Origin of the sequence: Pontivivens nitratireducens (genome assembly GCF_014235845.1) — a bacterium.
Classification (GTDB): domain Bacteria; phylum Pseudomonadota; class Alphaproteobacteria; order Rhodobacterales; family Rhodobacteraceae; genus Pontivivens; species Pontivivens nitratireducens.
Genome location: NZ_JACJUQ010000012.1, coordinates 72,779 through 99,219 on the forward strand (window position 1 = coordinate 72,779; position 26,441 = coordinate 99,219).

At 64.0% G+C, this 26,441-nt stretch carries 28 protein-coding genes; 18 read left to right on the forward strand and 10 right to left on the reverse strand.

Features of this window, described 5'->3' with window-relative positions; translation table 11 throughout:
* Positions 1–20 precede the first annotated feature (20 nt).
* Genes H1S03_RS13400 through yajC form a run of 5 tightly spaced genes read right to left on the reverse strand, consistent with a single transcriptional unit; the run spans position 21 to position 3,492 of the window.
* The gene (locus H1S03_RS13400) at positions 21–377 is read right to left on the reverse strand and encodes an Mth938-like domain-containing protein (protein ID WP_166191053.1); all 357 of its coding nucleotides are present in this window, start codon (positions 375–377) and stop codon (positions 21–23) included.
* 20 nt (positions 378–397) lie between these two features.
* Complete coding sequence (locus tag H1S03_RS17660) at positions 398–532, reverse strand: hypothetical protein (RefSeq protein ID WP_283810367.1); 135 nt, start codon at positions 530–532, stop codon at positions 398–400.
* Positions 525–1,523, reverse strand: a complete 999-nt coding sequence (gene secF, locus H1S03_RS13405; RefSeq protein WP_185804910.1) for a protein translocase subunit SecF — start codon at positions 1,521–1,523, stop codon at positions 525–527. The genes H1S03_RS17660 and secF overlap by 8 nt, the downstream gene beginning before the upstream one ends.
* Positions 1,524–1,531: 8 nt before the next feature.
* Positions 1,532–3,163, reverse strand: a complete 1,632-nt coding sequence (secD, locus tag H1S03_RS13410) for a protein translocase subunit SecD (protein ID WP_185804911.1) — start codon at positions 3,161–3,163, stop codon at positions 1,532–1,534.
* A gap of 5 nt (positions 3,164–3,168) precedes the next feature.
* Positions 3,169–3,492, reverse strand: coding sequence for a preprotein translocase subunit YajC (gene yajC / locus H1S03_RS13415; RefSeq protein WP_166191047.1), 324 nt, complete (start codon positions 3,490–3,492; stop codon positions 3,169–3,171).
* An 81-nt stretch (positions 3,493–3,573) separates the two neighbouring features.
* Between yajC and H1S03_RS13420 the strand changes: the two genes are divergently transcribed.
* The 7 genes from H1S03_RS13420 (at position 3,574) to H1S03_RS13450 (ending at position 10,123) form a co-directional block, all read left to right on the forward strand.
* Positions 3,574–4,713 carry a pentapeptide repeat-containing protein gene (locus H1S03_RS13420; RefSeq protein ID WP_185804912.1) on the forward strand — a complete coding sequence of 380 codons (1,140 nt, stop codon included), beginning with the start codon at positions 3,574–3,576 and terminating at the stop codon, positions 4,711–4,713.
* A 49-nt stretch (positions 4,714–4,762) separates the two neighbouring features.
* A complete protein-coding gene (gene serS / locus H1S03_RS13425) occupies positions 4,763–6,052 on the forward strand; it encodes a serine--tRNA ligase (protein ID WP_185804913.1) in 1,290 nt (429 codons plus the stop codon).
* A gap of 64 nt (positions 6,053–6,116) precedes the next feature.
* Positions 6,117–6,587 (forward strand): DUF1203 domain-containing protein, encoded by a 471-nt coding sequence (locus tag H1S03_RS13430; protein WP_185804914.1) that lies wholly within the window; start codon positions 6,117–6,119, stop codon positions 6,585–6,587.
* 57 nt (positions 6,588–6,644) lie between these two features.
* Positions 6,645–7,343, forward strand: coding sequence for a tryptophan-rich sensory protein (locus tag H1S03_RS13435; protein ID WP_185804915.1), 699 nt, complete (start codon positions 6,645–6,647; stop codon positions 7,341–7,343).
* Between the two features lie 57 nt (positions 7,344–7,400).
* Positions 7,401–8,189, forward strand: a complete 789-nt coding sequence (surE, locus tag H1S03_RS13440) for a 5'/3'-nucleotidase SurE (RefSeq protein WP_185804916.1) — start codon at positions 7,401–7,403, stop codon at positions 8,187–8,189.
* Complete coding sequence (locus tag H1S03_RS13445; protein ID WP_185804917.1) at positions 8,186–8,857, forward strand: protein-L-isoaspartate(D-aspartate) O-methyltransferase; 672 nt, start codon at positions 8,186–8,188, stop codon at positions 8,855–8,857. Before surE ends, H1S03_RS13445 begins: the two co-directional genes overlap by 4 nt.
* Before the next feature lie 72 nt (positions 8,858–8,929).
* The gene (locus H1S03_RS13450; protein ID WP_185804918.1) at positions 8,930–10,123 is read left to right on the forward strand and encodes a M23 family metallopeptidase; all 1,194 of its coding nucleotides are present in this window, start codon (positions 8,930–8,932) and stop codon (positions 10,121–10,123) included.
* An 80-nt stretch (positions 10,124–10,203) separates the two neighbouring features.
* Here the strand turns inward: H1S03_RS13450 and H1S03_RS13455 are convergent, their stop codons facing one another.
* Genes H1S03_RS13455 through tatA form a run of 4 tightly spaced genes read right to left on the reverse strand, consistent with a single transcriptional unit; the run spans position 10,204 to position 12,700 of the window.
* Complete coding sequence (locus H1S03_RS13455; protein WP_185804919.1) at positions 10,204–11,034, reverse strand: ATP-binding protein; 831 nt, start codon at positions 11,032–11,034, stop codon at positions 10,204–10,206.
* Complete coding sequence (gene tatC / locus H1S03_RS13460) at positions 11,031–11,873, reverse strand: twin-arginine translocase subunit TatC (protein ID WP_185804920.1); 843 nt, start codon at positions 11,871–11,873, stop codon at positions 11,031–11,033. Before tatC ends, H1S03_RS13455 begins: the two co-directional genes overlap by 4 nt.
* Positions 11,874–11,876: 3 nt before the next feature.
* On the reverse strand, positions 11,877–12,416 hold the full coding sequence (tatB, locus tag H1S03_RS13465) for a Sec-independent protein translocase protein TatB (protein ID WP_185804921.1): 540 nt from the start codon (positions 12,414–12,416) through the stop codon (positions 11,877–11,879).
* A gap of 26 nt (positions 12,417–12,442) precedes the next feature.
* Entirely contained in the window at positions 12,443–12,700 is a 258-nt protein-coding gene (gene tatA / locus H1S03_RS13470) for a twin-arginine translocase TatA/TatE family subunit (protein ID WP_166191027.1), read from the reverse strand.
* 214 nt (positions 12,701–12,914) lie between these two features.
* On the opposite strand from tatA, the gene H1S03_RS13475 reads away from it, so the two are divergent.
* The 6 genes from H1S03_RS13475 to H1S03_RS13500 all read left to right on the forward strand — a co-directional run bounded on the left by H1S03_RS13475 (position 12,915) and on the right by H1S03_RS13500 (position 18,597).
* Positions 12,915–13,472 carry a thioredoxin family protein gene (locus H1S03_RS13475; RefSeq protein ID WP_185804922.1) on the forward strand — a complete coding sequence of 186 codons (558 nt, stop codon included), beginning with the start codon at positions 12,915–12,917 and terminating at the stop codon, positions 13,470–13,472.
* Entirely contained in the window at positions 13,445–14,143 is a 699-nt protein-coding gene (locus H1S03_RS13480; RefSeq protein ID WP_221892701.1) for an HAD-IA family hydrolase, read from the forward strand. Before H1S03_RS13475 ends, H1S03_RS13480 begins: the two co-directional genes overlap by 28 nt.
* The gene (gene folP, locus H1S03_RS13485; RefSeq protein ID WP_185804924.1) at positions 14,140–15,195 is read left to right on the forward strand and encodes a dihydropteroate synthase; all 1,056 of its coding nucleotides are present in this window, start codon (positions 14,140–14,142) and stop codon (positions 15,193–15,195) included. Before H1S03_RS13480 ends, folP begins: the two co-directional genes overlap by 4 nt.
* Positions 15,192–16,520 (forward strand): phosphoglucosamine mutase, encoded by a 1,329-nt coding sequence (gene glmM / locus H1S03_RS13490; RefSeq protein ID WP_185804925.1) that lies wholly within the window; start codon positions 15,192–15,194, stop codon positions 16,518–16,520. The genes folP and glmM overlap by 4 nt, the downstream gene beginning before the upstream one ends.
* Positions 16,521–16,541: 21 nt before the next feature.
* A complete protein-coding gene (locus H1S03_RS13495; protein ID WP_185804926.1) occupies positions 16,542–17,321 on the forward strand; it encodes an SDR family oxidoreductase in 780 nt (259 codons plus the stop codon).
* A 181-nt stretch (positions 17,322–17,502) separates the two neighbouring features.
* A complete protein-coding gene (locus tag H1S03_RS13500) occupies positions 17,503–18,597 on the forward strand; it encodes an ABC transporter ATP-binding protein (RefSeq protein WP_185804937.1) in 1,095 nt (364 codons plus the stop codon).
* A 24-nt stretch (positions 18,598–18,621) separates the two neighbouring features.
* Here the strand turns inward: H1S03_RS13500 and H1S03_RS13505 are convergent, their stop codons facing one another.
* On the reverse strand, positions 18,622–19,434 hold the full coding sequence (locus H1S03_RS13505; RefSeq protein WP_185804927.1) for a dihydroneopterin aldolase: 813 nt from the start codon (positions 19,432–19,434) through the stop codon (positions 18,622–18,624).
* Between the two features lie 237 nt (positions 19,435–19,671).
* Between H1S03_RS13505 and nadA the strand changes: the two genes are divergently transcribed.
* The 5 genes from nadA to H1S03_RS13530 all read left to right on the forward strand — a co-directional run bounded on the left by nadA (position 19,672) and on the right by H1S03_RS13530 (position 26,372).
* Entirely contained in the window at positions 19,672–20,748 is a 1,077-nt protein-coding gene (gene nadA, locus H1S03_RS13510; protein WP_249777926.1) for a quinolinate synthase NadA, read from the forward strand.
* 8 nt (positions 20,749–20,756) lie between these two features.
* Positions 20,757–21,425: a CAP domain-containing protein gene (locus tag H1S03_RS13515; RefSeq protein WP_185804929.1), complete on the forward strand. Its 669-nt coding sequence runs from the start codon at positions 20,757–20,759 to the stop codon at positions 21,423–21,425.
* 22 nt (positions 21,426–21,447) lie between these two features.
* Positions 21,448–23,025 (forward strand): L-aspartate oxidase, encoded by a 1,578-nt coding sequence (locus H1S03_RS13520; protein ID WP_185804930.1) that lies wholly within the window; start codon positions 21,448–21,450, stop codon positions 23,023–23,025.
* Between the two features lie 123 nt (positions 23,026–23,148).
* Positions 23,149–24,165 (forward strand): TAXI family TRAP transporter solute-binding subunit, encoded by a 1,017-nt coding sequence (locus tag H1S03_RS13525; RefSeq protein ID WP_185804931.1) that lies wholly within the window; start codon positions 23,149–23,151, stop codon positions 24,163–24,165.
* Between the two features lie 86 nt (positions 24,166–24,251).
* Positions 24,252–26,372: a TRAP transporter permease gene (locus tag H1S03_RS13530; protein ID WP_185804932.1), complete on the forward strand. Its 2,121-nt coding sequence runs from the start codon at positions 24,252–24,254 to the stop codon at positions 26,370–26,372.
* Positions 26,373–26,441 lie beyond the last annotated feature (69 nt).

A 26,441-nucleotide genomic window follows, 5' to 3' on the forward strand; every position in this document is an offset into this window, starting at 1 on the left:
CAGGTGGAATCGGTCGGGGGTCACGTCACCGTGACGGGCAGCAAGGCCGCGGCGATGCGGCGCCCTTCACTCAACAATACGTTGTATGTGCGACAGGCAGAGGGGGAGGACATCACCTCCACACCGATCCCGGCTGATTCCAGCTCCGCAACCAGATCCTCCGGTCCATTGGCGATTTCGTCGCCTGTGCCCAGAAACAGCACGTCGATACTGTCCGCAATGGCCAGAAACGTCGCGGCATCGCCGCCCCACGGACCGGCCCCGTCCGGCAACAGTGCGACCGGACCCTCAATCACCTTGCCATCCACCCGGAAAAATCCCGGCCCGTAACCATCGACGGGGCGGGCATTCTGATAGCTGATCTCGTTGAGTTGCATAGCGAAATCCCCCGTCCCGGTTACTCTTCGATGTAATCTTCCATGGTTTCCGAGGCAATGTCAGGGCCGCCGAAGTAGTCGATTGCAGCCCAAGCGATCAACCCGCCAACGAGGCAAAACAAGATCTCACGTCCGAATTCGCGCAGCTTACGCATCGATATGCGCGTATTTGGAATTCCCCTTGCGCGGGCCTTCTGTCGGGCCGTCACCCTCCTTGGACCAGTCGCGCTTCACATCGAGGCGCAGCAGAATAGGAGACGCCACGAACACCGACGAGTAGGTGCCCACGACCACGCCCCAGATCATCGCGAAGGTAAATCCGCGAATGACCTCCCCCCCCAGCACATAGAGCGCCGACAGCGCGATCAGCGTGGTCAAGGATGTCATCACCGTGCGGCTCAAAGTTTCGTTCAGCGACAGGTTCAGCAGATCCTTCAGGGTCATCTTCTTGTAACGGCGCAGATTCTCACGCACCCGGTCGAACACGACAACGGTGTCGTTCAGGGAATAGCCCACGATGGTCAGAATCGCCGCGATGATCGAGAGGTTGAATTCCAGACCGATCAGGCTGAACACGCCGATGGTCAGGATCACGTCATGCACCAGCGCGGCCACCGCCCCCAGCGCGAACTGCCATTCGAACCGCAGCCAGATGTAGAACAGCACGGCCACAACCGCCAGAGAAACACCCAGGATGCCGTCCTGCACCAGTTCACCCGAAACCTTGGCGCCCACACTCTCCGTGGACAGGATCGTCAGCCCCTCGAACCGTTCCTGCAAGGCGTTGACCACCATCTGCACGGTGTCGTTCTGGATCGCGTCCTCATCATCCTGCTGTTCGATGCGGATCAGGGCGGAATACTGCGCGGCGCCGGTCAGTTCCGCCGCCGGGTCACGCAGCTCACTGACCGTGGCATCGCCGACCTCAAGCTCACCCAGCAGATCGCGGTATTCCTGCGTTGCCACGGGACCGGGCGTTTCCGTCATGATGACGGAGCCGCCGCGAAAGTCGATGCCGTAGTTCAGACCGACAACGGCGAACAGCACGATCGAGGCGACAACCGCGATCGCGGACAGGCCGAATGTAACCTTTTGAAACCTGAAGAAATTCAGTTTCGTCGTTTCGGGTACCAGTTTCAGACGCATGGTTCCGCTCACACTTCGATGGTTTTCGGGCGACGCAGGTCGAACCACGTCACGATCAGCAGGCGGGTGATCAACAGGGCGGCAAAGACCGACGTGACGATCCCCACACCCAATGTGACCGAAAACCCGCGTACCGGACCGGATCCGATGACGAACAGGATCACTGCGGCAATAAAGGTGGTGATGTTCGCGTCCAGAATGGCCGTGAACGCCTTGTCATAACCCAGCTGGATCGCCCGCGCGGGGCCTTTACCGGATTTCAGTTCCTCGCGGATACGCTCGAAGATCAGCACATTCGCATCCACGGCCATGCCGACGGTCAGCACGATCCCCGCAATTCCGGGCAGGGTCAACGTGGCCCCCACAACCGACAGAATGGCGAAGATCATCGCCACGTTCAGGATCAGCGCGACATTGGCGAACAGACCGAACAGGCCGTAGCTCAGCCCCATGAAGACCAGTACGGCCACGAAGGCGACCATGGTGGCCAGACGTCCCGCCTCGATTGAATCGGCCCCCAGTTCCGGCCCAATGGTCCGTTGTTCCAGCACCACCAGTTCCGCAGGCAAGGCACCCGCCCGCAGCAGGATCGACAGGTTCGCCGTCTCCTGCGTGGTGAAGCGACCCGTTATGATGCCGGAGCCGCCGGGAATATAGCTTTGGATACGCGGGGCCGACACAACCTCATCATCCAGCACGATGGCGAACAGGTTTCCGACATTTTCCGCCGTATGATCGCCGAAGATGCGCGCGCCCTGCGCGTTGAACCGGAAGGATACGGCGGCATTGTTGTTCTGATCGAAGGTCGACTGCGCATCGACCAGTTGATCGCCGCTGACGATGGCGCGACGCTCCACGATGTAATAGCTGCCCGGCTCATCCACCGAAGGCAGCAACAGGTTGCCCGCACCGGCGCGCGCATTCTCGTCCGTCGTGGCGCTGACCACATGGTGAAAGCCCAGTTTCGCGGTGGTGCCGATCAGGTCCAGCACCTCCTGCGAAGAACCGACGCCCGGCACCTGGATCAGGATGCGGTCGTCGCCCTGACGCTGAATGGTCGGCTCTCGGGTGCCGCTTTCGTCGATCCGGCGGCGCACGATCTCGACCGATTGGGCGACAGTACGGTCGTCCGTCGCCGATTTCTCCGCATCGCTCAGGCGGATGCGGATCAGATCGGTCCCCTCGGCGGAAACCTCGATGTCGGTAGAGCCTATGCCGGTCAGCGTGGTGATCGGTTGCGCCAGTTCGCGCAAGGCCTCGATCGCCGTCTGTTGACCCGATGGCTCCCCTATGCGCAGCAACAACTCGCCACGTTCCGTATCGACCTGTCGGACGGTGCCGACCGCATCACGCTGCTCACGCAGAACGCGCAGCGCCTCGGGCCAGATGCCATCCATACGGTCCTGATAGACGTCCTCGACCTGCACCTCGACCAGCAGATGCGCACCACCGCGCAAATCCAGACCGAGATTCACCAGATCGGAGGGCAGATAGTCCGGCCAGTCCCCCTCCTGCCCCGCAGCGACAGCATCGTTTGATGCCTCGACCTGCGCGTAGAACAGGTTGGGCGCGGAAAACAGAAGCGCGGCGAGGCAAACGATCACCACGCCGATCTTCTTCCAGAGGGGATAGCCGAGCATTTGGATCAGTCCTTGGCCGGTTCGGTCTTGCTGAGCACCTGCGCCACGGTCGCCTTGACGACCCGCACCTTGACGTTTTCGGCCAGCTCGACCTCGATTTCGTCATCTTCCTTGACCTTGGAAACCTTGCCGATCAGGCCGCCCTGGGTGACGACCATATCGCCACGGCGCAATGCCTCGACCATGGCCTTATGCTCCTTCACCCGCTTTTGCTGAGGGCGGATCATCAACAGGTAGACGATACCGAAGATGAGGATGATGGGCAGGAACTGGGCGATGCCAGCACCGGCGCCACCGGCGGCCTGAGCGTATGCGGGGGTCACGAACATAGATTTCTCCGAAGGTCGATTGTGCGAAGTCGGGTGACACCTATAGCGTGGCCGGACCTGGCGCAAGACGATGAGGCTGGAATGACGTTTCGCGAATGGATCGGACTGAGCAAGACACCCCGCTACGAGGACGCCCGCTGGCTGGGGCCATTGCTGTTCGGCGTCGTCGTGTTAATCGGCACGGGCTTGCTGGCACTGGTGCTGTTCCGCAGCTTCGAAGCGTTGGCAAGCGGCACCGGGGAGTTGCGCAGCTACCTCTACTTCCTGGTGGCCCTCATCGGCCTGCCCTTCGTGATATGGCGTTCCATCGTCGCGCAGGCACAGGCTACCACCGCGGCGCAGGGCTTGATCACTGAGCGGTTTACCAAGGCAGTCGAGCAGCTTGGCGCGGAAAAGACGGTGAAGAAGGATGGCGAGGAAACGACCATCCCCAATCTGGAGGTCCGACTCGGCGGCATCTACGCGCTGGAACGCATCGCGCAGGACAGCCTGCGCGACCACATCACGATCATGGAGGTGCTGTGCGCCTACATTAGGGAGAATGCGGTGGAGCCGACAGAGTTCGAGAAGAACAAGAAAGGTCAGAACATTTTGCGCCCTCCCCGCGTCGATATCCAAGCGGCGCTTACTGTCATTGGTCGCCGGGGCAAGGACCGACTGGCGCATGAGGCGAACCCTCCCGATGGCAAGCCACCATTCCACCTCGACCTGCGCGGCTGCTGGTTGGCAAAGGCAGATTTGGACGGAGCAATACTGGGTCCAGTAGAATTGGACTATGCCAATCTGACAGGTGCGGCACTGAACGGAGCCATTCTAGCGAAGGCGCAACTGCGCGGAACCAATCTTACGGAAGCGCAGATGAGCGGGGTTAATCTGACGGATGCGCAAATAAGCGGAACCAACCTAACTGTGGCTTGGCTGGAAAATGCTAATCTAACGAAGGCGCGGCTAATCGGTGCAGATTTAACGCGGGCTTGGCTTGTCAAAGTAGATCTCACTTCTGCCACTCTGTGGGAGTCCAAAACCCGGTTTGCAGCCGCCAGATTTGCAGATCTATCCAACACAGATATATTCGACCATCAGCTTACAGACTTTTTCGGCGACAGCACCACGATCCTGCCTGATGGAGTGTCACGCCCTATCCACTGGCACCACTATGAGAACAGCTTCGAATTCTACGGTGCATGGCAAGCCGCCTGCGAAGAAGCCGGATTGCCCTGACCCGCCTCATCGCGCATAACATCCGCGCACGTTTCAGGAGGCCAAACCCATGCATGACATCCGCATCATCCGCGACGACCCCGCCGCTTTTGACGCCGCCCTCACGCGGCGTGGGGATGCGCCGGTTTCCTCCGAACTGATTGCGCTCGATGCCAAGCGGCGTGAGGCGATCCAGGCGGCGCAGGATGCGCTGCAGGAGCGGAATGCCGCCTCGAAGCAGGTTGGCGCGGCCAAGGCCAAAGGGGATGAGGAAGAATTCGCCCGCCTGCGTGCCCTCGTCGCTGAAAAGAAGGACGAGATCGCCCGCCTCGAAGCCGATGCGAAGGCCGCGCAGGAGGAGTTGGACGACCGCCTGATGCGCTTGCCCAACATCCCCGATGCCGACGTCCCCGACGGTGCGGACGAATCCGATAATATCGAGATGCGCCGCAAGGGCACCCCGCCGACCTTCGACTTCACCCCGGTCGAGCATTTCGATCTGGCCGCCGCCAAGGGGCTGGACTTCGAGACGGGGGGCAAGCTCTCCGGTTCTCGCTTTGTGGTGTTGCGCGGCGCGATGGCCCGCCTGCATCGCGCGTTGGCGCAGTTCATGCTGGATATGCACACGACCGAGCATGGATTGGAGGAAACCAACACCCCCGTGCTGGTGCGTGAGGAAGCAATGACCGGCACGGACAAGCTGCCGAAATTCGGTGATGACAGCTATCAGACCACCAACGGCTGGTGGCTGATCCCCACATCGGAAGTCACGCTGACCTATTCCGTGTCCGGCGAAATGTTGGAGGAGGCGACCCTGCCCCGCCGCATGACCGCCCATACCCTCTGCTTCCGGTCCGAGGCGGGCAGCGCGGGGCGCGACACCTCCGGCATGTTGCGTCAACACCAGTTCGAGAAGGTCGAGATGGTCTCGATCGTCCATCCCGACGACAGTCGGGCCGAGCTGGACCGGATGACCGATTGCGCCGAGGCCATCCTGGATCGACTGGGATTGGCCTATCGCACGTTGGTGCTGTGCACAGGCGACATGGGGTTCGGCGCGCGCCGGACCCATGACATCGAGGTCTGGTTGCCCGGTCAGAACACCTACCGCGAAATCTCGTCCTGCTCGACCACCGGCGATTTTCAGGCCCGCCGGATGAATGCCCGCTTTCGCCCTGCGCAGGGCGGCAAGCCGGAATTCGTGCACACGCTCAACGGCTCCGGCCTTGCCGTCGGTCGCTGCCTGATCGCGGTGCTGGAAAACGGTCAGCAGGCCGATGGCTCCGTCAGGCTGCCCGACGCGCTGGCGCCGTATCTGGGGGGCAAGACGACGATCACTGCGGATGGCAGCTTTAGCTAAACGCATGATCCGGGTGGCCTGACCCGGCGATTCGATAAAAATGGTGGGCCAGAGGAGGCCCGCCATGACCATTCAGTTCCACCCCCTGCCCACAGATGAGGTTCGCGCCCTGCAATCTGGCGGTCCCGATTTCTGGGGCAATCGCGCGGAACGTGCCACCAGCGACGGTTCAGGCATTCCCTGCCGTCACTGCATGGCCCACGTGCCCGCCGGTGAGGACTATCTGATCGCCGCGTACCGTCCGTTCCCCACCGCGCAACCTTATGCCGAGGTTGGCCCGATCTTCCTGTGCGCCAAGCCCTGCGAGGCCCCGGGCCCATCGGCGGAAATTCCTCAGTTCCTCAGCAGCCCCGCCTATCTGCTCAAGGGCTATACCGCCGATTATCGCATCCGCTACGGCACCGGAGCGATCGTCGCGACAGCAGATATCCCCCGCGCGGCTGAGGCGATCCTTACGGACCCCGAGGTCGCTTTCGTCGATGTCCGCTCTGCCCTCAACAACTGCTTCCACACACGAATTCGTCACCGCACCTGACAGCCCGTTGACGCCTCCGTGCCCTGTGCCATGTGATTTGCGCAAAGGAGTGCACCGATGCGTTTTCTCATCCTGTTTCTGGCCGTCGCCTTTGCCGCAATGCCCTTCTTCACAAGGTTTAATGGCTTCGAGCCAAGCCTTTACCCCATCCCGCAGGAGGATCCTGCGATCCAGCCTGCCGGTTGGGCTTTCTCGATCTGGGGGGTGATCTACGTGGCGCTGATCGTTCACGCCGTTTTCGGTGTCCTGCGGGCCGACGATCCGGCGTGGAGCAACAAGAAATTCCCTCTCACCATCAGCCTCGCCATCGGGGTGATCTGGCTGCCGGTGGCGGGCTACAGTCCGGTCTGGGCGACGCTGCTGATCCTCATCATGCTGTTCGGTGCGCTGCTGGCGCTGTTTTTCGGGCTGACGGCGCGTGAGCCATGGCGCATGGACCTGCCGCTGGGCCTCTACGCAGGGTGGCTGACCGCCGCCAGCTTCGTCAGTCTCGGCCTGCTCACCGCTGGCTATGGTCTTATCTTGGGCGATGTAGGTTGGGCGCGGGTGCTGCTGCCCGCAGCCGTGCTGTTCGCCGCGGCGATACAGTGGAACCTGGGCTTTGTTCCCGGCTACGGCGCGGCGGTGATCTGGGCGCTGATCGGCGTGGTGGCGCAGGCGGCATCGCCGCATCCTGACGTGGCGATCCTTGCCGGATTGGGCATCGTGGTGCTGGGGGGTGTCCTTCTCGCCACTTACCGGCGGAAAATGGCCTGACCCGACTGGACCGGACAGCAACCGATCCCTACACAGTTGCGCAAAGCGGAGGACCGAATGCGCATCCTGATCACCAATGACGACGGCATCATGGCCCCGGGTCTGAAAGCAGCCGAGGCTATCGCCGCCGAAATCGCCGGCCCCGACGGGGAAGTCTGGGTCATCGCCCCCGCGATGGAACAATCCGGCGTCGGTCATTGCATCAGCTACGTCACCCCGATGCGGATCGAGCAACACGGCCCCCGCCGCTTCGCCGTTGCGGGCTCTCCTGCCGATTGCATTATGGCAGGGCTTTTCGACGTGATGAAGGACTGCCCCCCCGATCTGGTGCTGTCCGGTGTGAACCGGGGTCACAATGTCGCGGAGGATACGCTATATTCCGGCACGATCGGCGGCGCGATGGAGGCGGCTTTGCACAAGGTCCGCGCCATCGCCATGTCGCAATATTACGGCCCCGGCAGCCGGGAAATGGCGGACGGGTTCGAGGCTGCAACCGCACATGGCGCGCGCGTCGTGCGACAATTGCTCGACAAGGCGACATGGGAACAGGGCGGCCGATACGGCGTGTTTTACAACATCAATTTCCCGCCTGTGACCGCCGATCAGGTCAAGGGCGTCAAGGCGACCATACAGGGGGAACGGGGCGGCTCACCCTTCGGGATCTCACCACAGGACGCACCGAACGGGCGGCGGTATCTGTGGATACAGCACGGGCTGGGCAACCACACCTGCGCGCCGGGCACCGACGCGCGTGAATCATCCGAAGGTCACATTACCGTGACCCCACTGCGGGCCGATCTGACCGCGCGCGATCTGGTTTCGGGGCTGGAGGACATCCTGTCGTGAGACCACCCGTCGCCCCTTCCCCTCAGGACGAGGCCCGATGGGCGCTGATCTTCGCCCTGCAACAGGAGGGGGTGCGCGATCGCGCCGTGCTCGATGCGATGGAGGCAACGCCCCGGGGTCTGTTTCTCGACGGGATCTTCCGCGCGCGCGCCTACGAGAATATTCCCCTGCCGATCTCATGCGGACAAACGATCAGCCAGCCTTCGGTCGTGGCCTTGATGACGCAGGCATTGCAAGTGGATCGCCGCTGCAAGGTGCTCGAAATCGGAGCGGGATCGGGATATCAGGCAGGCGTGCTCAGCCACCTCGCGCGGCGGGTCTATACCGTGGAACGACATCGCCCGCTGGCGCGACAGGCCCGCGCGGCGCTGGCCGAAATGGGGGCGGACAACGTGACCGTCATTACCGGGGACGGCACCTCGGGCCTGCCCGAACAGGCCCCTTTCGACCGCATCATCGTCACCGCCGCGGCCGAGGATCCGCCCGCGATCCTCGTCGATCAACTGCGCGAGGGCGGCATCATGATCCTGCCCGTTGGGCAAAGCGATACCGTGCAGCACCTGATAAAAGTCGTTAAAACCGCTGACGGTCTGGAGTATAGTGAACTGGGCGACGTTCGTTTCGTGCCGCTGCTGGAAGGCGTGGCCGATGATATTGCGGACGGATAGACCCTAAAACCAGACGTCCGAGGCCCGTTTCGAGCAAAAGAGAGTACCGCCATGTCATCCCGGTCCATTTCCATGTCCCTCGCATTCGGCGGGTCGATCCTGTTGAGCGCCTGCACCGCCCAGAACGAAGCCCCCGCACCCGTCGTGTTCCGCGGCTCCACCCCGGATCAACCCGCCATCGTTGCCGCCGCTCCGATCCCGACCGCCCCCATCGTGGCCGCGCCTGTTGCGGACGCCCGGGGCGTGTCGGATCGCGGCAGCTATCAGGTGATCGTGGCCGGGCAGGATGACAGCCTGATCGACATGGCCACGCGGGTCGGCCTCTCACCCGCCGAATTGGCCAATTACAATGGCCTGCCCGTCGCTTACACCCCCAACGCGGGGGAGGAACTGGTGCTGCCGCCACGCGCGGATCGCTACGCACCGGGGGCCGCTGTGGCCACAGGCGGGTGGAGCCCGGACATCGCCGCCGCAGCAATTGACCGCTCGACCCTGCCCTCGGTCCAGACCGGTGCCATCGGCACGCCCGCGACCACCACCCAGACCGACACCGCCGCACCTCTCGCCCATACCGTCGCACCGGGGGAGACGCTGTTTTCCATCGCGCGGCTTTACGACGTTCCCGTCACGTCATTGGCCGACTGGAATGGCCTCGGCGCGGATTTCGCGCTCAGCACCGGACAGCGGATCGAAATTCCGTTCGGCTCCGTCACCACGACCCAACCAGCCGCGCCCAGCCTGCCGCAGGCCCCCGTCACCGTCGTGCAGCCCGATGCGCAGGCCGTGCTGCCCGGCGTCGCCGCCGTGCTGACCCCGCCGCCATCCGCCGCACAGCCCTTGCCCGAGGACACCTCCCTCGCCGTCGAAACACCCGAAAGCCCCAATCTGGGCCAGTTCCGTTCTGGCAGCGGCATCTTCGTCCCGCCTGTCGATGGCCCGATTCTGCGCCCCTATTCGCCAAATGGCGCCGACCGGAACGAGGGGATAGACTTCTCCGCCCCTGTTGGAGCGCCGGTCCGCGCCGCCGCAGATGGTGAGGTCGTCCTCGTCTCCCGCTCCGTGGGCGATCTGGACACCATCGTGATGGTGCGCCATCCCAACAATCTGGTGACAGTTTACGGCCGCATCACCGGCGTGAACGTCGCACGTGGCGACAGTATTTCCCAGGGACAGCAACTCGGCACAGTGGCGGAGCGGGCAGATCCATCCGTCCAATTCCAGGTGCGTCGCGGTATGCAGCATACGAACCCGGCGGAATATCTCTAAGGAAAGCTGGTTCCGGCGTGGATACTCGACCAACGGGACTGGTTTCACTTTCTCGAAATATCCCCGCCGGAGGCAAGGTTTCAATCCAGCGCCACGCCCTGCCGTCCGGCCAGATCGGTCACGTATTGCCACGCCACCCGGCCGGAGCGCGCACCGCGCGTTTGCTGCCATTCGATCGCCTCGGCGTGCAACGTCTCATCGTCGATGGCGATACCGTAGCGATCACAATACCCCCGAATCATCCGCAGATATTCGTCCTGAGAGCAGGAATGGAACCCCAGCCACAGGCCGAAACGGTCCGACAGGCTGACCTTCTCCTCCACTGCCTCGGCCGGATTGATGGCGGAGCCGCGCTCGTTCTCGATCATGTCGCGGGGCATCAGGTGGCGGCGGTTCGACGTGGCGTAGAAGATCACGTTTTCGGGCCGGCCCTCGATCCCGCCGTCCAGCACAGCCTTGAGCGATTTGTAATGTGCATCGTCGTGGTTGAACGACAGGTCGTCGCAAAACAGCAGGAAACGGCGGTCGGTGCCGCGCAGCAGGCGCAGCAAGCGGCCGATACTGGGCAGATCTTCACGCAGGATTTCGATCAGAATGGTACCCTGCCCGGCCTCGGCATGGGCTGCCTTTACCAAACTGGATTTGCCCATGCCCCGCGCGCCCCATAGCAGGACGTTGTTCGCGGGCAGACCGTCGGCAAATTGTCGCGTGTTCGTGACCAGAGTATCGCGGGCGCGTCCGATGCCGACCAGCAAGTCCAGCGGCACGCGCGATACCTGCTCCACCACCTGCAAGCGATCCGGCGCCGTTTGCCAGATATAGGCGTTGCCCGCCCAGTCAGGCGCGGCGGCGGGAGGCGGGCTGATCCGCTCCAACGCCTGGGCGATCCGCTCCATCGGGTCAGAGGTCAAAACGACTCTTCCTCTTCTTCCTCGGCCCGCTTGCGCTCCACCCACCAGACCAGCCAGATCGAGATTTCGTAAAGCGCGTAGACCACGGTGAACAGGATCACCTGCGTGATGACGTCGGGCGGCGTGACCAATGCCGCCACCACCAGAATGCCGACCACGGCATATTTGCGCATCGCCTTCAATCCGTCCGCACTGACCAGCCCGGCCTTGCCCATCAAGGTCAACAGGATCGGCAGCTGGAAACAGATGCCAAAGGCGAAGATGAATTTCAGCGAGATATCAAGGGTTTCGCGAACGGAGCCGAGGAAGACCGTCTTCAACTCCTCGTTCTGCGCGACCACCGGATCCGCGTCGTGACCGGCAACCAGATTGGCCAGCGCCGGCACCACGTCCGAAAACCCGATAAAAAAGTCCATCGCCAGCGGTGTCACCACGTAATGGGCAAAGGACGCGCCCAACAGGAACATCAGGGGTGAGGCGATGACGAAGGGAAGGAACGCGCCCTTCTCATTGGTGTAGAGCCCGGGCGCCACGAACCGCCACATCTGATAGGCGATCACCGGAAAGCTGACGGCCAGCCCCAGCAGGATCGAGATGCGAAACAGCACGAACAACTTTTCCTGCGGCGCGGTGAAGATCAGCCGCGGATCCTCGCCCCGTGCCCGCAGCACATCCGAAATCGGTTCGGCGATGAAGTTCAGCGTCGGTTCCGCGATGAAGAAGCACAGCACCACCCCCACCAGCAGCGCCAGCACGGAGCGGATGATACGGGTGCGCAATTCGGCCAGATGCTCGATCAGCGGCATGGCCGCCTGATCTTCGGGTTCAGTCTGGGCCATCTGTCAGGTCTCTTTTCGCGCTGGGGTCGCTGACGGAGTCATTGGCCCGGCTTGCGTATCGGAGGTTGCCGTTTCGGGCGCCTCCGTTTCGGGCGTATCCATCTCAGGCGCTTCCGCCTCGGGGGCGGAGGGGCGCGGGGGCATCATGGCATGATCGTCCACATCCTCGAAGTGCGGGAAGCCCGCCTCGGATGCGGCATTGGCTGCGGCGGCGGCATCGCGGCGAGCCTGATCGGGATCGCGCGGTTTCGCCGAAGGGTCGATATCCGTCATCATCGACTTGGCATAATTGCGTGCGGATTTGCTGGCCGCGTTCAACGGGTCGGTGGCGGAGCGGACCCCGTCCATTGCCTTTTTCACCTCCTGCAATTCCGTCTGGCGCGCCGCATCGTTCATCGCGGACTGGAACTGCCGCGCCATGCCACGCGCCTTGCCGACATATTCGCCCACCGTACGGAACATGCGGGGCAAATCCTTGGGGCCGACGACGATGAGTGCGACGACACCCACCAGCATCATTTCGTAAAAACCGATATCAAACATGCTGGAGGCTCACATATCCGGCCGGATCAGGCGCGGTCCTCTTTTACGGAGTCGCGGGCCGGATCATGCACGGGGGCTTTCGCGGCGGGGGGGGTCACATCGCGGGCGCTCTCGATCTTGCCCTCCTCGTCCTGCTCGGCCTGACCATCGGCCATGCCCCTCTTGAACGAGGTGATGCCCTTGCCGACATCGCCCATCAGTTGCGAGATCTTGCCGCGTCCGAACAGGACCAACACGACAACAGCGATAAGGATGAGGCCCATGGGGCCGATATTGTTGAGCATGATTGCCCCTCCTGCAAAATATTGTCCCGGCGCGGGGTCAGTCCCGGCCACTATCCTGCAACGATATGTATGTGGTTTCAGGGTAGCGTTCAAACCCCCATTTCGCCTGACGCATCCATTTCCCGCACAAACAGGCGGGCCGGGAAACACCGTGACAATTGCCCTGCGCCTGTGGGACTTCTATATGGCCTGAAACGAAACGGGAGCGCACCAGATGACCACCGCACGCGGCAATGAACACGAACCGGGCTGGACTGCGGCGGAATTCGCCCTGCCCGACACGAACGGAACGCTGTGGTCGCTGGGCGATCTGCGCGGTGTGCGCGGGCTGGCCCTGTTCTTCATCAGCAATCACTGCCCGTATGTCGTGGCGATGGCGGAACGTCTGGCCACCACCGGCGCGCAACTGCACGAACTGGGCTACGGTGTGGCGGCGATCTGCTCGAACGATGCGCAGGCCTATCCGCAGGACAGTTTCGAGAATATGGGCGCGTTCGCTGCCCGGTACAATTTCCCCTTTCCCTATCTGCATGATGCCGAGCAGAGCGCCGCACGCGACTATGGCGCGGTGTGCACGCCGGACATCTTCGGCTTCGATGCGATGCTGAAACTGCGCTATCGCGGCAGGCTGGACAGCGCCGGGCGCGATCCGGCTGATGCGGAGACCCGCCCCGAGTTGATCGAGGCGATGCAACACGTCGCCCTGACCGGCCACGGCCCCGAGGTTCAGCACCCCTCCGTCGGATGTTCGATCAAATGGCGGGCCGCGTGAGCTTTCGCCTGATCTTCGACCTGGACGAAACCCTGATCGACAGCGTGCCGTCCCTGACGGCTGCGGCGAATGTGATGTTGGGCGAGCTTGGGCGCGCCCCGGTTGAGCCCGCACGATACAAGTCGTTCGTCGGCCACGGAATGCGCCAACAGGTCAAGCGTGTGCTGGAGGCGACAGGCGGCGTACCCGGCGGAGACCTGCGCCCGCATCTGGCCCGCATGATCGCGATCTACGGGGCCGATCCCCTGCGCGGCACCGGGTCCTATCCCGGTGTCCTCGAAACCCTGCACAAACTGGCCGAACAGGGCTGCCAGATGGCCGTCTGCACGCAAAAGCCCGAGGCACAGGCCCGTCAAATCCTGCAAGGTTTGCACCTGATGCCGCCCATTCAGGGTCTGACCGGGGGCGGAACGCTGGACGTGCTCAAACCCGATCCCGCGATGTTGCATCATGCGGCAGCGCAGCTTTCGGGCGACGGACCGGTGGTGATGATCGGGGATCGGGACGTGGATGCGCAAACGGCCGCCAATGCCGGGGCGCAGTTCGTCCTGTTCGCGCCCGACGGACAACAGCCCGCCTTCGCTACGGATGCAACCTTTTCCGAGTGGGCCGACCTGCCCGCCGTGCTGTCTGATCTGCGCGCAAAGTCCGATCTGCGGGTGCAGGCATGATCCGGGCGCGTCCTCTGGTTCAGTCCGGGCCGATGCCGGCTGACGCGCTGCCACTCGCCGGAGGGGGACTGTGGTTCCGCGAAGTCGAGGTGCTGACACGCGGCGGCCCGTCCCGCTTCGCGGCGGCCTCCACCCTGCCCGACGACCTGATCGACCGCCTGACGCGCCCGCGTGCGCCCATCGGCGCGATGGCCCTGAACCAGCCGCGCATCATGGGAATACTCAACGTCACCCCCGACAGCTTTTCGGACGGGGGGCGAAATCAGGGGGATGACGCCCTGACCCACGCGCGGCAGATGCGCGATCACGGTGCCGACATTCTGGACATCGGCGGTGAGAGCACACGCCCCGGTGCCACGCCTGTCACGCTGGAGGAGGAACGCGCCCGCGTCCTGCCCGCGCTGGATGCGATCCGCGCCGACGGGATCGACTTGCCGATCTCCATCGACACGCGCAAGGCGGCCATTGCCCGCGAAACCATGGCCCGCCACCCCAGGACACGTGGCGCGAACCTGTTCAACGACGTCTCCGCCCTGACCCACGATCCTGCCTCCCCCGAAGCGGCCCGCGAACTGGGCGTGCCGGTCTGCCTGATGCACGCACAGGGCGACCCGCAGACCATGCAGCAGGCCCCGCATTACGACGACGTGCTGCTGGACGTCTACGACTGGCTGGACACGCGCATCCACGAGTTGGAGGCGCACGGCCTCGATCGCAATCTGATGCTGGTCGATCCCGGCATCGGCTTTGGCAAGACGCACGACCACAACCTGGCTCTGATCCGCGGCTTGAGCCTGTTTCACGGGCTGGGTTGCGCCATCCTGTTCGGTGCCTCGCGCAAACGGTTCATCGGCACCCTGACAGGCGAGCAGATCGCGGCCCGGCGCGATCCCGGCAGCCATGCCGTCATGATCGAGGCGGCACGTCAGGGCGCGCAGATCCTGCGCGTTCACGATACGAAGGGCGCAGTTCAGGCGCTGCGCGTCTGGTCAGCACTCAACCTGCCCACATTTCAGGACGATACGACAACTTCGGAAAGGCATCCGCGATGACCAGAAAACTCTTCGGCACCGACGGTGTGCGCGGTCGCGCCAATCAGGGCAACATGACGGCCGAGATGGCGATGCGGCTGGGCATGGCCGCCGGCACCTATTTCCGCAACGGCGATCATGCGCACAACGTGGTGATCGGCAAGGATACGCGCCGCTCCGGCTACATGCTGGAAACCGCGATGACCGCCGGGTTCGCGGCCGTGGGCATGTCCACGCTGATGCTGGGACCGCTGCCGACGCCTGCTGTGGGGATGCTGACCCGCTCGATGCGTGCCGATCTGGGGGTGATGATCTCCGCCAGTCACAATGCGTTCGAGGATAACGGCATCAAGTTCTTCGGCCCCGACGGGTTCAAACTGTCCGATGAGGCGGAGTTGGAGATCGAGGCGCTGGTCCGCGATTTGCCGCCGCTGGTTCCGCCGCGCGATATCGGTCGGTCCAAGCGGGTGGATGACGGCGTCGGGCGCTACGCCGAATTCATCAAGACCACGATCCCGCGCGATCTGCGCCTGAACGGCCTGCGCATCGTGCTGGATTGCGCCCATGGCGCGGCCTACCGCGTGGCGCCGCAGGTGCTGTGGGAACTGGGGGCGGAGGTCATTCCGCTGGGCGTGCAGCCCGACGGCTATAACATCAACCTCGATTGCGGCTCGACCGACACGCGCCGCGCGTCAAAGGCGGTCGTGGAATACCGCGCGGATATCGGGCTGTGTCTGGACGGCGACGCGGACCGCATCATCGTGCTGGACGAAACGGGTGAGGTGGCCGACGGCGATCAAATCATGGCCCTGATCGCAAAACGCCGCCTGTCACGCGGCGATTCGCTGGTCAGCACCGTCATGTCCAACCTTGGGCTGGAGCGCTATCTGGCGAAAAGCGGCATCGGCCTGACCCGCACCAAGGTGGGTGATCGCTATGTGGTGCAGGAAATGCGCGCCTCGGGCCACCGGCTGGGCGGGGAGCAATCGGGGCATATTGTCCTGCTCGACCACGTGACCACGGGCGATGGTCTGCTGGCGGGGCTGCAAATCCTCGCCGCTCTGGTGGAAAGCGGCCAGGCTGCCAGCGACCTGCTGCACGTCTTCGACAAGGTGCCGCAACTGTTGGAGAACGTGAAGTTCACCCCCGGAACCGAACCGTTGCAGGCCGAGGCCGTCACCTCCGCCATAGCGGAGGGTGAGAGCCGCTTTGGCGACAAGGGCCGTCTGGTGATCCGCGCCTCGGGCACCGAACCGCTGATCCGCGTCATGGGTGAGCATGAGAACCCCGAATTGCTGCGCGAGGTGGTGATGGATATCGCCGCCGCCGTCAAGAACACGAAGTGAACAAAAACAGGAGGATACATCATGGACTTGGGACTCAAGGGTAAGAAGGCCATCGTCTGCGCCAGCTCCAAGGGCTTGGGCCGTGGCTGCGCAGAGGCCCTCGCCGCTGCCGGTGTCGATCTGGTCTTGAACGCCCGGACCGCCAGCACGCTGGAGGAAACAGCCGAGGCGATCCGCACGGCACACGGCGTCAATGTGCAGACCGTCGCCTGCGATATCACGACCGAGGAGGGCCGCGCTGAAGTGCTCTCCGTGCTGCCTGATCCCGACATTCTGGTCAACAATGCCGGTGGCCCGCCCCCCGGCCTGTGGTCCGACTGGAAGATCGACGATTTCGAGAAGGCCCTGCACGCCAACATGCTGACCCCGATCATGCTGATGAAGCACACTCTGCCCCACATGATCGACCGGGGCTGGGGCCGTGTGGTCAACATCACCTCGCAAAGCGTCAAGGCACCGATCCCCGCGCTCGGCCTGTCGAACTCCGCCCGGGCCGGTCTGACCGGCTACGTCGCGGGGACCTCTCGCCAAGTGGCGGAATATGGCGTGACCATCAACAATCTGCTGCCCGGCATGCACGCCACCGACCGCGCGCAGGCGCTGGACGGCGGTGTGGTCAAGGCGCAGGGCATCACGATGGAGGAGGCGCAGAAGCAACGTCAGGCCACCATCCCGGCCCGTCGCTATGGCACGACGCAGGAATTCGGTGCAGCCTGCGCGTTTCTGTGTTCGGTCCATGCGGGCTTCATCGTCGGACAAAACATCCTGCACGATGGCGGCGGCACGAACGCCACGATCTGACGCGGGCGCAATACGCCCTGCCGGCAACCACCGGCAGGGATATTCCCTGCGCTACGCGGGCGGACGGCAGGGCCTGTATCCTATCGCAGGGTTGCCGTGACCTGAACGCATTGCTATCTGCGGTGGGAACCTGACGAAATTGCTAGGATACCCCGTGCCCACCGCGCAGCCGAGACTGGAAATGACCGACCTCAGCCGCGATTACGATGGCACGCGGGTGGTCAGCAACCTTACGCTAAGCCTGATACCGGGGGAGGTCACGTGCCTGTTGGGCCCGTCGGGATGCGGAAAATCCACGACCCTGCGCATGGCTGCCGGAGTGGAGGGGCCGACCCAAGGCACCGTTCATATCGACGGCGAACTGGTCGCAGACGGGTCCTTCTGCATTCCGCCTGAAAAACGCTCCGTCGGATTGATGTTTCAGGACTTCGCGCTGTTTCCGCATCTGGACGTGACGCACAACGTGGCCTTCGGGTTGAGCGGATCGCGGCAGAGCAAGCTGGATCGGGTGCACGAACTGCTCGATCGTGTCGGGCTGGCGGGATATGGCGACAAGTATCCGCATCAATTGTCCGGGGGGGAACAGCAGCGCGTCGCCCTGGCCCGCGCGCTGGCCCCGCGCCCGGCGATCATGCTGATGGATGAGCCGTTCTCGGGCCTCGACAATCGCCTGCGCGACGGCATCCGCGACCGCACGCTTGAGATCTTGCGCGAGGAAGGTGCCGCCGTGCTTCTGGTCACGCACGAACCGGATGAGGCGATGCGCATGGCGGACAAGATCGCCCTGATGCGCAAGGGGCGGATCGTACAACTCGGCGCGCCCTACACCATCTATACCAAACCGGTGGACCGGCAGGCGGCGGCCTTCTTCTCGGATGTGAACGTGGTGCACGGTGTGGTTGGCAAAGGTCAGACCGACACGCCCTTCGGTCCGTTCCTGACCCCCGCGCTGGTTGACGGCGCCGATGTCGAAATCGTGTTCCGCCCGCAGCATTGCCGGCTCGACTTCGACCGGCCCAACAGCCCGGTCCGTCCGACGGTGGAGCATGGCGTTCCGGCGCGCGGCATGGTTGTCCGCGCCCGGTTCATGGGCAATCAGAGCCTGGTGGAGCTGGCAATGGACCATGACGGATCGCTGCTGAAGGCCGTGGTGCCCGGTGTCTTCATGCCCCCCGTAGGCACACCGCTGGTCATGTCGCTGCGCCGGGACCATGCACATGTATTTCCCTGCCTGACGCAAAGCCGGGTGGACGATCCGTGGAACACGTCCGCCTGACCTTCGGGCAATGAAATTGCGGGTCTAGCGGTTCAGCAGCGCCTCGAACCAAGCGGACAGCGTCTCACGCCGCAGGTCTGCGGGCGCGGGCATCGTGTCCAGCACGATCTTGGAGGGGGCCCAGATACAGATCAGCCCCTTGCGCAAGGCCCAGTCCAACTCCGTTCGCGTGGCAACGACAGTGCACCGCGAATCGTCGGCGGCAAAGGCCCACGCGCCCTGATCATAGGCCAGAAGGGCGATCCGGCGCGCGGCTTCGCCTGCGGGATCGGTCGCCACCGCACCCATTGGCGGTACGCACAGGACCGTGGGACCGGACACCGCCTCCAGCGCGGAGCGGTCGTCGGCGCACGATACGGCGGGGATCGGTGGATCGTCGGGCAATGGTGCACGGGCCCGGATCGGCACAGCCGCCGCCCCCTTGCGCATCCGAACGATTTCCACGCCCAAGGCACCGGGAATGCGGTCGAGCTTCTCGATCCGGACAAAGACGCGGATGGCCCGCCGGTCGGTTAGGCAGCGCTCTGCCACCCGCTCCGCCAGGGTTTCCAGCAGGTTGATACGTTCGGCCCCCAGCTGATGCTCGATGGCCTGAACGATGGTGTCATAGCTGATGACCTTGTCCACATCGTCATCCTGCGCCGCGACATGGGCTGCGACCTCCAGCACCACGTTGAACCGGATGCGCTGGGTGACGCCACGCTCGGACAGGAAGGCGCCGATCTCGACGTCGCGCACGTAGTCCCGCACGGAAATGCGGTCATGCGGTTGATCGCCCGCCGTCGCGGCGGCCCGGACATGCGGCAATTCGAAGGCGATTGCGGTCTCATCGGTCATCTGACGGCTCTCCATCATGTGTGCGCCCCCGCTACCGTGTCGGGCGGGTTGCCACAACCTCTAACGCTGCCGCGACGCGATGCAGGTCGGTTCGGGGTGGTTTGTCGTTCGGAAACGACACCGGGGCTGCGCAATCTGGTTCTTCTTGACAATATGGTGACACGACGACAGGTTCTGAACCGACCGCGCATCTGTTGCGCGTTTTTTGATACACCCCATATACTCAATATGAGTATAATGGAGAAGCGGGAGACAGCCATGTTCCTCAACGCACAGACCAAGGCCGATGCGGCCCGCGCCGAGCTTGCCGCGCATTACGATCTGGAACCGTCCGAGGCGGCGATGCGCGACACCGATGCGCAATATCAGGTGGTCAAGGAGGTGATCCCCGCCCCCGACTGGATGCGCTTCGCCCCCTATGTGCGGGCGATCAACGCGCTGAAGAAGGAGAAGGACGCCGTCGTTCTGGCCCACAACTACATGACTCCCGAGATCTTCCACGGGGTCGCGGACGTGGCCGGCGACAGCCTGCAACTGGCGATCGAGGCCACAAAAGTGCGCCAGCAGACGATCATCCAGTGCGGTGTGCACTTCATGGCCGAAACCTCCAAGATCCTGAACCCGCAGAAAACCGTGCTGATCCCCGACAGCCGCGCGGGCTGTTCGCTGGCCTCATCCATTACGGCGGCGGATATCGAGAAGATGCGCGCCGATTATCCCGGAGCGCAAGTCGTCAGCTACGTCAACACCACCGCCGCCGTGAAGGCCGCGTCCGACATCTGCTGCACCTCGTCCAACGCGCTGGCCATTGTCGAGGCGCAGCCCGGCGATACCGTCATCATGACCCCCGATGGCTATCTGGCGCAGAATATCGCAGCCCTTTCCACCAAACGTGTGGTGTATTGGGAGGGCGCGTGCATCGTCCACGAACAATTCACGGCGGAGGAACTGCGCGCCTACCGCGACTCCTATCCCGGCGTGGCGATCATCGCGCACCCCGAATGCCCCCCCGACGTGGTGGCGGAGGCGGACTTCACAGGCTCCACCGCCGGCATGATCCAGTGGGTCAAGACCAACAAGCCGCCCAAGGTGGTGATGGTCACCGAATGCTCCATGTCCGACAACGTGGCCGCCGAAACGCCCGAGGTCGATTTCGTACGTCCCTGCAACATCTGCCCGCACATGAAGCGGATCAGCCTTGAGAACATCCTTTGGTCACTGCATTCAGGCACAGAGGAAGTCACCGTGGACGAGGCCCTGCTGGAACCCGCCCGCCGCGCGGTCGAGCGCATGATCGAAGTCACGAATTCCTGAGCCGCGCGATGTTGAAAACACTGACCCTTCTGGCCGCTCTGGCCCTGCCCGGCGCGGTGCTGGCCTGTCCTGCGCAACCCTTGCCAGATTGGGCGCAGGCCGATCTGCCGCGCGATGGCAACCACGATACCGCGCTTTTCAGTCTGGCGCTGGCGCATCACGTCAATGTGGAACGCTGCGCCGAGGGCCTGTCGCCCATCGCGCCGATTCCGGGGCTGAACGCGGCGGCAGCGGCGCATTCGCGGGACATGGCGCAATACGACTTCTTCGATCATGTCTCACCCGTTGAGGGGCGGGAAACGCTGACGGATCGCTTGGCGGTCACCGGCGTATCGCTCAGCCGGATCGCGGAGAATCTCGGCCAGACCTTCGTGGTGGATTACGAGCCTGGGCGTGAATACCGCGTTGTGGACGCTGAAAACTGTGAGTTTACCTATAATTTCGGCTCGGGCGTCACGGACAAGCTTGGCTCCGTCGTGGGGCGGCGTGCGGAACTTCTGGACTATCGCACCTATGACAGTGCGGCGCAGGCAATCGTCGCGGGATGGATGGCCAGCCCGCCGCACCGGCGCAACATGCTCGACCCGGCCTTTACCCGGCACGGCGCCGGGTTCGCGATAACCGATGCGGACACACTTTGCGGGCGCATCCTCGCCACGCAGGTCCTGATCAAATAGCCCCGACGGTGGAGCCTCGCCCATGACCCAGAACGTCCTCGAAGCGGCGGGAACGCTGATCATCGGCGCGGGCCTTGCGGGGCTGTTCACCGCGCTCAAGCTCAGTCCGCGTCCTTGCACGGTGCTGTCGCCCGAACCCGTCGGTGTCGGCGCGTCCTCCGCCTGGGCGCAGGGCGGCATCGCGGCGGCGGTCGGCTTGGGCGATACGGCGGAGGCACATGCCCGTGACACCGTACTGGCGGGTGCCGGTCTGGTGGATGAGGATATCGCCCTCGGCGTCACCTCCGAAGGGGCGGCGCGCATTTTCGACCTTCTCGACTACGGCGCGCCCTTCGACCGTGACAGCGAGGGGCGTCTGCTGCAATCCAAGGAGGCGGCACATTCCACCAACCGCGTGGTGCGCGTCTCGGGCGATCAGGCGGGTCGTGCGATCATGGACGCGCTGATCCGCACCGCGCGCGATACGCCGTCCATCACGTTGCTGGAGGGGGTGGTGGTCGATGACCTCGCCACACGCGACGGTCAGGTAGTTGGCGCATTCGCTCGTCAGATCGCAGATCCGATGGCCGCACCGATCTACATCTCCGCGCAGGAGGTCGTGCTGGCCACGGGCGGTATCGGCGGGCTCTACGCCGTATCGACCAATCCCGGCCGGGTGCGCGGTCAGGGGCTGGGCATGGCGGCGCGGGCCGGGGCGACCATCGCCGACACCGAGTTCGTGCAGTTCCACCCCACCGGCATCGCCGTGGACCGTGATCCCTGCCCCCTCGCGACGGAGGCTTTGCGCGGCCACGGCGCAACCCTGATCGACGAGAATGGCCACCGTTTCATGTTCGACATAGACCCGGCGGGGGAGCTTGCGCCGCGTGACATCGTCGCCCGTGCCATTCATGCCCGCACCAGCACCGACCGGCCTGTGTTCCTCGATACGCGTCAGGCCGTGGGCGCGGCGATCTACGAGGAGTTTCCAACCGTCGCGCAGTATTGCGTTGAAGCGGGCATCGACCCGGCCACGCAACCGATCCCGGTGCGGCCCGCGCAGCACTATCACATGGGCGGCATCCTGACCGATGCACGCGGGCGATCCTCCCTGCCCGGCCTGTGGGCCTGTGGCGAGGTTACGGCGACCGGGCTGCACGGCGCGAACCGTCTTGCCTCGAATTCCCTGCTGGAGGCCGTCGTCTTCGCCGCCCGCATCGCGGAGGATATCGCCGCTCTGCCCCTGACCGCCGATCATGAGGCGACGCAGGCCATACCGCTGGAGCCTCCGCTGCACGGCCCCGGCCCGCGTCAGGACCCGCATGAGGCCGTGGCCACCCTGCGCAAGGTCATGGATCGCCATCTGGGCGTCGTGCGCACGGCCGAGGGGATGCGCACCGCCCTGCGGACCATTGCCGAGTTGGAGGAAACGCATGCCCCCGGCTCCCGCGCGTTTCTGAACATGACCACCGCCGCCACCCTGATTGCCGCCGCCGCCCTGCGCCGCACCGAAAGCCGGGGCGGTCATTTCCGCGACGATTTCCCCGAAACCGACCCGGCACAGGCGCACCGAACCTTGATTACTCTCGCGCAGGCCTTGGCGATCCGCGCCACCGCCTGAGGTTGTTTTACCCTGCCTGTTCGGCGCGTGGGGGCGAACTCTACCTTGCAATGACGCCAGTTCCTTGCAGTGTAGGTGTACGGGCCCGCAAAAGGCTCCAAGCAAATCTCAGGGAGACGACACATGATGCGTCACAGCATGAAACTGTTCCTCGCGGCGACGACCGCTGCAACCTTCGCCTTCGGCACCGCTCAGGCGGAGGAAGCGGACTATATCCTTGCCACCGCCTCCACCGGCGGCACCTATTATCCGGTCGGTGTGGCCCTTTCGACGCTGGTCAAGGTCAAGCTTCAGCCGGGTCAGGGCATCGGCATGTCGGCCATTTCCTCCGCCGGGTCGGGTGAGAACGTCCGCCTGCTGCGCGAGGACGAGGCGCAGTTCGCGATCATGCAGGGCCTCTACGGCTACTACGCGGCGACCGGCACCGGCCCGCTGGAGGAAGTCGGCCCGCAATCGAACATGCGCGCCGTGTCCATGCTGTGGCAGAACGTCGAACATTTCGTCGTGGACAGCGATATTGCGGAGACGGGAACGATTGCCGATTTCGTAAATGCGACCGGCTCGGCCGTCGCACTCGGCGCGCGCAACTCCGGCACCATCGGCTCGAACGCCGCTATCCTGGGCGGTCTGGGCGTCGATATCTATGAGGATTACGATCTGGTCGAGGGTGGCTACGGCCCCTCGGCCGAGGCATTGCAGAACGGTCAGGTCGTGGGCATCTCCACCCCCGCGGGCGTGCCGGTTGGCGCGATCAGCCAGCTCTTCGCCTCCGCCGGTGATGGCGTGACCTTGCTGAACTTCACGCCCGAGCAGTTGGCCCAAGCCGACGATGAGCGTGAGTTGTGGACCGAATATGTAATCGAGGCCGGCACATATCCCGGTCAGGCGGAGACTGTCACCACCATCGCGCAGCCGAACTTCCTCGCCACGCAGGCCTCCTTGCCTGAGGAGAACGTCTACCTGATTACCAAGACGATCTACGAGAACCTCGCCTTCCTGCAGGCGATCCATCCCGCAACCTCGGTGATGTCCATCGAGAAGGCCATTGCGGGACTGCCCCTGCCGCTGCACCCCGGTGCAATCCGGTATTACGAGGAGGTCGGCGTCACCATTCCCGACCGCCTGCGTCCGCAGGGCTGATGCCGCGCACATGACCTGAACGGCTGGCCACCCCGGAACCATTCGGGGTGGCTGCCATCACAGACCTCCTCAGACAGGACCCATCCATGACAGACAGCATCCCCGGCGAAGTCGTGACCGTCAGCCCGACACGGGAACTGACCGGACCGCTCAACATGCTCGCCGTTGCCGTTTGCCTGATCCTGTCCGTGGGGCACCTTTATCTGGCGCTGTTCCCAGTGATCTCGGAGTTCGAGCGCAACGTCTTCCACTTCGCGGGTTTCGCGTTTTTGGCGGCACTGCTCTATCCTGTGATCCCCCGCGACAGCCTCAAGAAAAGCCGCGCGGCCATCGCCAGTGACATCGCGCTGGGACTGATCGCCGTTGCCGGGGCCACGTGGATGGCACTGGCCGAGGATGCGATCTATGCCCGTGGCGTCAATTTCGCGCCGATGGACTGGATCGCGGCTATTGCAACCATCGTCGCCGCCACGGAACTGACGCGCCGCGTCTCAGGTCTGGTCATTCCGATCCTGATCGTGCTCAGCCTGACCTATGTCGGCTGGTGGGGCAGCATCGTGGGCGGCGTCTTCTCTTTTCGCGGACTCAGCTGGGAAACGGTGCTGTTCCGCTCGATATATGGGGATGATGCGATCTTCGGGACCATCGCGCGGATTTCCTCGACCTATGTGTTCCTGTTCATCATTTTCGGCAGCTTCCTGATCCGCTCGGGCGCGGGCGAGTTCGTCATCGACCTGGCCCGCGCCATCGCGGGCAAGCTGGTCGGCGGGCCGGGCCTCGTCGCCGTCATCGCGTCGGGCCTGACCGGCACCATCTCAGGCTCCGCCATTGCCAACACCGCCTCCACCGGCGTTATCACCATTCCGCTGATGAAGCGTGCAGGCTTTCCAGCCAAATTCGCCGGCGGGGTGGAGGCCGCTTCCTCGACCGGAGGCCAGTTGATGCCGCCGATCATGGGCGCGGGGGCCTTCGTGATGGCCAGCTTCACCCAGATTCCGTACGAGACGATCGTCGCCGTCGCGGCCCTGCCCGCGCTGTTGTATTTCCTGACCGTGGCGTTCTTCGTACGGATCGAGGCGAAGCGCCACGATCTGGCCCCCATGCCCTCCGAGGGCACGACATTGTGGAGCGCGGTGAAAAGCGGCGGTGCCTCGTTCATTATCCCCATCGGCGTGCTGATCTTCCTGCTTGTCTCCGGCTTCACCCCCACTTACGCCGCCGTGATCGGCATCGGCGCTGTGATCGCGTCCAGCTGGCTGACCCGGAATCCGATGGGACCAAGGGCGGTGTTCGAGGCACTGGTCATGGGCGCACGCTCCATGGTCATGACGGCCGTTCTGCTGTGCGCTGTGGGCCTGGTGGTCAACGTCATCACCACGGCGGGCGTGGGCAATACGTTCAGCCTGATGATCGCGGACTGGTCGCAGGGCAACCTGTTGCTGGCCATCGTGCTGGTCGCGCTGGCCAGTCTGGTGCTGGGCATGGGATTGCCGGTGACGGCGGCCTATATCGTGCTGGCGACCCTGTCCGCCCCGGCGCTGGCGGGCATGATCTCGGACCGGGTGGTGGTCGATCTGATCGCAAACGGCGAGTTGCCGATGGGCGCGCAGGCATTGTTCATGCTCTCCGCTCCCGAAATCATGCCCCTGCTCGGCGCCCCGATGCCCGTGGCCGAAGCGCGTGAGATTGTCGGCGCCCTGCCATTGGAGGTTGCCGCCCCCCTGCGCGATCTGGTCGTCCCGGCCGAGGCCGCATTGGCAGCCCTGCTGTCGGCCCACATGATTATCTTCTGGCTCAGCCAGGACAGCAATGTCACGCCGCCGGTGGCCCTCGCAGCGTTCACCGCCGCGACAATCGCCAAATCGCCGCCGATGGCGACCGGCGTGGCGAGTTGGAAGCTGGCCAAGGGCCTCTACATCGTGCCGGTTCTGTTCGCCTATACGCCGTTCCTTTCGGGCAACTGGGTGGATGCTATCTACGTATTCTGCTTCGGCGTGGCAGGCACCTACGCGCTGGCCGGTGCGCTTCAGGGCTGTATGGAACGGCGCATGGGGTTGGGAATGCGGGTGCTGGCGGGCATGGCCGGGCTGGTCTGCCTGTGGCCCACCGGCGTGGTCCTGAACGTCGCAGGCGCCGCCGCCGTTATCGCGTTGATCGTGTTGAACGCGCGGGGCCTGCCCTTCTTCGCCAAGGCGAAGGTGGCCTAGGGTCTGTCCCCATAATCAGGCTTCCCCATTCGTTCGTCGCGTGATTCAGTATCTCCGACAGAGGAGGTT

Bases quoted from the DNA above. Each gene is read 5' to 3' on its own strand.
- H1S03_RS13400 (WP_166191053.1), bottom strand. From the start codon at position 377: ATGCAACTCAACGAGATCAGCTATCAGAATGCCCGCCCCGTCGATGGT.
- H1S03_RS17660 (WP_283810367.1), bottom strand. From the start codon at position 532: ATGCGTAAGCTGCGCGAATTCGGACGTGAGATCTTGTTTTGCCTCGTT.
- secF (WP_185804910.1), bottom strand. From the start codon at position 1,523: ATGCGTCTGAAACTGGTACCCGAAACGACGAAACTGAATTTCTTCAGG.
- secD (WP_185804911.1), bottom strand. From the start codon at position 3,163: ATGCTCGGCTATCCCCTCTGGAAGAAGATCGGCGTGGTGATCGTTTGC.
- yajC (WP_166191047.1), bottom strand. From the start codon at position 3,492: ATGTTCGTGACCCCCGCATACGCTCAGGCCGCCGGTGGCGCCGGTGCT.
- H1S03_RS13420 (WP_185804912.1), top strand. From the start codon at position 3,574: ATGACGTTTCGCGAATGGATCGGACTGAGCAAGACACCCCGCTACGAG.
- serS (WP_185804913.1), top strand. From the start codon at position 4,763: ATGCATGACATCCGCATCATCCGCGACGACCCCGCCGCTTTTGACGCC.
- H1S03_RS13430 (WP_185804914.1), top strand. From the start codon at position 6,117: ATGACCATTCAGTTCCACCCCCTGCCCACAGATGAGGTTCGCGCCCTG.
- H1S03_RS13435 (WP_185804915.1), top strand. From the start codon at position 6,645: ATGCGTTTTCTCATCCTGTTTCTGGCCGTCGCCTTTGCCGCAATGCCC.
- surE (WP_185804916.1), top strand. From the start codon at position 7,401: ATGCGCATCCTGATCACCAATGACGACGGCATCATGGCCCCGGGTCTG.
- H1S03_RS13450 (WP_185804918.1), top strand. From the start codon at position 8,930: ATGTCCCTCGCATTCGGCGGGTCGATCCTGTTGAGCGCCTGCACCGCC.
- tatC (WP_185804920.1), bottom strand. From the start codon at position 11,873: ATGGCCCAGACTGAACCCGAAGATCAGGCGGCCATGCCGCTGATCGAG.
- tatB (WP_185804921.1), bottom strand. From the start codon at position 12,416: ATGTTTGATATCGGTTTTTACGAAATGATGCTGGTGGGTGTCGTCGCA.
- tatA (WP_166191027.1), bottom strand. From the start codon at position 12,700: ATGCTCAACAATATCGGCCCCATGGGCCTCATCCTTATCGCTGTTGTC.
- H1S03_RS13475 (WP_185804922.1), top strand. From the start codon at position 12,915: ATGACCACCGCACGCGGCAATGAACACGAACCGGGCTGGACTGCGGCG.
- H1S03_RS13480 (WP_221892701.1), top strand. From the start codon at position 13,445: ATGTTCGATCAAATGGCGGGCCGCGTGAGCTTTCGCCTGATCTTCGAC.
- folP (WP_185804924.1), top strand. From the start codon at position 14,140: ATGATCCGGGCGCGTCCTCTGGTTCAGTCCGGGCCGATGCCGGCTGAC.
- glmM (WP_185804925.1), top strand. From the start codon at position 15,192: ATGACCAGAAAACTCTTCGGCACCGACGGTGTGCGCGGTCGCGCCAAT.
- H1S03_RS13495 (WP_185804926.1), top strand. From the start codon at position 16,542: ATGGACTTGGGACTCAAGGGTAAGAAGGCCATCGTCTGCGCCAGCTCC.
- H1S03_RS13500 (WP_185804937.1), top strand. From the start codon at position 17,503: ATGACCGACCTCAGCCGCGATTACGATGGCACGCGGGTGGTCAGCAAC.
- H1S03_RS13505 (WP_185804927.1), bottom strand. From the start codon at position 19,434: ATGACCGATGAGACCGCAATCGCCTTCGAATTGCCGCATGTCCGGGCC.
- nadA (WP_249777926.1), top strand. From the start codon at position 19,672: ATGGAGAAGCGGGAGACAGCCATGTTCCTCAACGCACAGACCAAGGCC.
- H1S03_RS13515 (WP_185804929.1), top strand. From the start codon at position 20,757: ATGTTGAAAACACTGACCCTTCTGGCCGCTCTGGCCCTGCCCGGCGCG.
- H1S03_RS13520 (WP_185804930.1), top strand. From the start codon at position 21,448: ATGACCCAGAACGTCCTCGAAGCGGCGGGAACGCTGATCATCGGCGCG.
- H1S03_RS13525 (WP_185804931.1), top strand. From the start codon at position 23,149: ATGATGCGTCACAGCATGAAACTGTTCCTCGCGGCGACGACCGCTGCA.
- H1S03_RS13530 (WP_185804932.1), top strand. From the start codon at position 24,252: ATGACAGACAGCATCCCCGGCGAAGTCGTGACCGTCAGCCCGACACGG.